The sequence below is a fragment of the Halobacillus sp. genome (genome assembly GCF_049282395.1).
Classification (GTDB): Bacteria; Bacillota; Bacilli; order Bacillales; family Halobacillaceae; genus Halobacillus.
Genome location: NZ_JBAPTY010000370.1, coordinates 1 through 4,418, shown reverse-complemented (window position 1 = coordinate 4,418; position 4,418 = coordinate 1). Strand labels below are relative to the sequence as shown.

The following is a 4,418-nucleotide window of genomic DNA, read 5'->3' as shown; positions in this document are numbered from 1 at the left end:
ATCCATAGAGGCTGTTTTAAATAATTCCGGAAGCGGGTGGCTAGTCCGAGTGTACCAGATACAGCCGTCGTGAAAATGGCAATCCAGAGCATCACCGACATAAACAGCATCATCTCATACGGGTAATGTTTTAATATGGCGAATAAAGGAATCTCGTAGAGCATAATCTCATCTGAGATCTCAATTAAACTTTGATTATAAAGATAGGAGATAACCCCAAGAATAGCACCGCTTCCTGCACTGGCAATCCAAATCTCGCCCTTATGCTTCATCTGGTTTCCTATAGCCCCGAGCACAGCAATCAATGGAAGGATATTAAGAGCCGTAAAAGGAAAAGCCGACATCCAATTGGTTATCTCATGAAGATGACCAAACAGCTCAAGCTGCTGATCATTAATGAAAATAATTAAAACAACTACAAGACCGGTAATTAATAAGGGAAGCACGACGCTGTTTACCGTAACGATCCCTTTTACATCCCATACAAACAAAAGAATCATAGGTACGACAAGAGCCATGACTCCAAAGCGGTAGGAGAAATGAAAGGCCTGCCAGGTAGCTCCGCTTCCTGCCAGCATAATAATGGTCATCGTAAATAGATAAATGATAATCATCCAATCATAAATTCCTGTTAAATGTTTTCCTACAATGGCTCGCAGAACAGGTAAATAATCGCCGCTCTGCTTCTTAAAGCTGATCTTCATAATGACGGCACAGCATAGAATGAACATGATGCAAAACATAAAGATAGCCAGGCTGCTGTCCTGTCCAAAGAATTGCCAAAGCTCTCTCCCTGAAGCATACCCCGCCCCAATCATCGTTCCTACAATCAAAAACATCCACTTAATCCCAGCTTTTATCATGAACGATCCTCCACCTCTATGTATTTGCCACGTATAGAACGACGGACAACCTTATATACTGTTACTAATATGTGTGTGGAGGAGAAGCTATGAATTTTAAAGACAAGTTCTCAAAGGAAGAAAGACGTCTCAAGACAGATGATCCTGGAATGAGTGAGACCCTTAGTCTGCATTTGAAAGAATGGCTGCCTCCCTCTAGGAAGATTGTCATTGCCTGTATCGGAACGGACCGCTCCACAGGCGACGCATTTGGACCACTTGTGGGTTCTATGCTGAAGCAGCAAACGTTAGAAACGTTCCATCTCTATGGAACGCTGGAAGAACCTTTGCATGCCCTTAATTTAATTGAACAAATGAATCGGATTAAACGAACCCACAACCATCCTTATATCCTGGCGGTAGATGCGTGTTTAGGGAAATCGGCGTCGGTGGGTTCTGTAGTGCTCGGGAAAGGATCCATTTCGCCGGGATCCGCTTTAAAAAAGGACCTGCCCCCTATAGGAGATCTGCATATTAGCGGAATGGTCAATGTGAGTGGATTTATGGAACATGTCGTCTTACAAAACACTCGTCTTCATACGGTCATGCAGATGGCCGCTAAAGTGGCAGCAGCTATTCAATTGTCAGATGCTAAGCGTGTGAAACATACAATGGAATCCGCACCCGTAACGACATTCAAAGGCACCATCAACCGTCTGCCTAAAACCATGAAGTAATGGGTTCTTCATCCATAAAAAAAGCTACTCATAAGCCTTATAAAGACTTATCAGCAGCTGTTAAAACCATTGATAAATATAGAACACCACTCCGACCATCAGAAGGGAAGGTAAAAGATTGGCTACACGGATCTTCGTTAATTTTAATAAGTTAAGGCCGATGGCAACGATCAGCAGCCCACCGGTAGCTGTCATTTCCACGATGAACAAATCCAGCATATCCTGGGGAATCCACCGGTTAATCTGGGTAGCTAATAACGCAATAGACCCTTCATATAACACGACCGGAATGACAGAAAAAATAACACCAATTCCAAGAGTAGACGTTAAGACCAGCGATACAAACCCATCAATGATGGCCTTTGTTATTAAAACTTCATGGTCATTACGAAGACCGCTGTCCAAGGCTCCTATGACGGATAACGCCCCGATAACAAAAATGAGGGAAGCCGTAATAAATCCTTGCGCCATACTGGATTCCTGGTCAGGTTTGGTAAACTTTCGTTCAATGAACCTTCCTATGTACTCAAGCTTATCTTCTAAATGTACCGCTTCTCCAATAATCGCTCCAGTTAATAAACTCAACAATACAATTACAATATTTTCTGTTTCAAAGGCCATTTGAAGGCCGATCAATATAACAGCAAGACCCACACCGCTCATGACAGTTTCCTTATAGCGCTCGGGAATCTTAGTGAAAAACAGCCCTAGAAGTGTACCAATAATAATACATAAACCATTCACAAATGTACCTAATAATACCATGAGATTCTCTCCTATAATTTTTTGTTTCACGTGAAACACCATTGTTTATAAGCAACAAAAAAACCCGGTCTGCTTCACCAGGTCTGCTTTATGAGTCTTTATCAAACCACTGTAAGATACGTTCCAGGTCCTCTTCATCCATAAACTCAATTTCAATTCTTCCTTTTTGTTTTCCTTTATGAATGGTAACTTCCGTGCCTAGACGCTCTCTGAGACTCTCTTCCCGATCTCTTATAAAGATATCTTTAGCAGACGGTTTCTTTTTCTCAGTCCGATCTTTTTTGTTGTTTTCAAAAATCAGCCGCTCCGCCTGACGAACATTAAGGGCTTCTTTTTCAATCCTTGAGGCAAGAGCGATCACTTGCTCACGGGTTTTTAATCCAAGCAGTGCCCGTCCATGTCCCATGGATAAAGTTCCATCGTTTATTTTTCTCGTTACTTCCACCGGGAGCGATAACAGCCGGACAAGATTAGCAATATGAGAACGGCTTTTTCCTAACCTTTTGGAAAGTGATTCCTGAGTTAAAGAAAGCTCATTCATTAAATTCTGGTAGGCTTTGGCCTCTTCAATCGGGGTTAAATCCTCCCGTTGCAAATTCTCCAGAAGGGCGAGTTCCATCATCTGTTCATCCGTCAATACACGTACCAGGGCGGGGACCGTATCCAGGTTCGCACGTTTCGCCGCGCGGAACCTTCGTTCACCGACCACGATTTCAAAACCTTTAATGCTTTTTCTTACGATCAGGGGCTGAAGAATGCCATGCTCCTCGATCGATTCCTTCAATTCCTGGATGGCTTCATCAGTAAAATGCTTTCTGGGTTGATACGGATTAGGGCGGCATTCATGGACCGGAATTTCCTGAATCTGTTCTTCCTCTTTACGCTCCATCTCCTGAGAAACTGCTTGAGTCTCTTTACCTGACCCTTTCGCCATTCGCGATCACTTCCTTTGCTGATTCTAAATAGACTTCCACTCCTTGAGACTGTGGTTCATGCAAAATCCCGGACTTGCCATAACATGGAACTTCCCTCAGCCGGCTTTAACGGGGAATGATAGATGGATAGCCTTTATCTTGTTCTACTTTTCTTTTATTTTACCATTATATTGAAAAAACGGGGTGAAGAGTTAAAAAAAGCCCCATCTCTGCGAAAGGCAAGATGGGTAGAACCGTTCATTATTTTTTCTTAGGAATTTTTATTGTAATTTGATAATAATCTTCATGATCTTCTTCATCGGTTTCTAAGTCGATCCCTGTATCCGAAACCATCGTAAGCGACTGCCGAATCGTATTCATGGCAATTCTCATATCTTTATTTACACCTTTAAGAGTCGGCTTTTTCTTTTTCGGTTTAGGTTCGCTCAGCTTAGCGATCCGCTCTTCCGTCTGCTTTACGTTCAGGTGCTTTTCAATGATTTCAGTCAATATCGTTTCCTGCAGTTCGGGATCCTTAACTCCAATAAGTGCTCTTGCATGGCGCTCTGTAATTTTTTTATCCATAATCGCCTGTTGAACGGATTCAGGCAACTTTAACAAACGCATCTTGTTGGCAATCGTTGACTGGCTTTTTCCTAACCGCTGGGCAAGGGCTTCCTGCGTCAGTTCATGAAGTTCAATCAGTCTGGCATAAGCCATAGCTTCTTCAATGACCGTTAATTCTTCCCTTTGCAGATTCTCAATAAGAGCGACAGACGCCGTCTGGGAATCATTCATATCACGGATGATCGCAGGAATCGTTTCCCACTCAAGGGTTTGGACGGCACGCCATCTGCGCTCTCCTGCAATCAGTTCATAATTTTCCTCATCTATCCGACGGAGAACAATCGGCTGAATCATCCCATGCGTATGTATCGTCTGGGCAAGTTCGCTGATCTTCTCATCGTTGAAAATCGCTCGGGGCTGATAACGGTTCGGCTGAATATGAGCTACCGGGACCTGCATAACTTCATCAGGACTGTAGCCTTCTTCACTGTTGTTATCTTCAGATTCCTGTTCCGGTTTGTCCCCTAATCCGAACAAACGACCAAAAGGATGTAACACGATCAGACACCACCTTTATACGATCGAGCTTATGC

The 4,418-nt window shown here is 43.2% G+C and carries 5 protein-coding genes; 1 reads left to right on the top strand and 4 read right to left on the bottom strand.

The genetic code is table 11. The annotated features are described in order from the left end of the window. On the bottom strand, positions 1-863 hold an 863-nt coding region (locus WAM07_RS15515; protein ID WP_422168273.1), incomplete at its 3' end, for a hypothetical protein. A gap of 89 nt (positions 864-952) precedes the next feature. Between WAM07_RS15515 and yyaC the strand changes: the two genes are divergently transcribed. Then, positions 953-1,579: a spore protease YyaC gene (gene yyaC / locus WAM07_RS15510; protein ID WP_422168271.1), complete on the top strand. Its 627-nt coding sequence runs from the start codon at positions 953-955 to the stop codon at positions 1,577-1,579. 60 nt (positions 1,580-1,639) lie between these two features. Here yyaC and WAM07_RS15505 read toward each other — a convergent pair whose 3' ends face one another. From WAM07_RS15505 to noc, 3 genes are all read right to left on the bottom strand, one after another. After that, complete coding sequence (locus WAM07_RS15505; protein ID WP_422168270.1) at positions 1,640-2,344, bottom strand: DUF554 domain-containing protein; 705 nt, start codon at positions 2,342-2,344, stop codon at positions 1,640-1,642. An 88-nt stretch (positions 2,345-2,432) separates the two neighbouring features. After that, positions 2,433-3,278: a ParB/RepB/Spo0J family partition protein gene (locus WAM07_RS15500; RefSeq protein ID WP_422168268.1), complete on the bottom strand. Its 846-nt coding sequence runs from the start codon at positions 3,276-3,278 to the stop codon at positions 2,433-2,435. 241 nt (positions 3,279-3,519) lie between these two features. Further along, a complete protein-coding gene (gene noc, locus WAM07_RS15495) occupies positions 3,520-4,383 on the bottom strand; it encodes a nucleoid occlusion protein (protein ID WP_422168266.1) in 864 nt (287 codons plus the stop codon). Between the last annotated feature and the right edge of the window lie 35 nt (positions 4,384-4,418).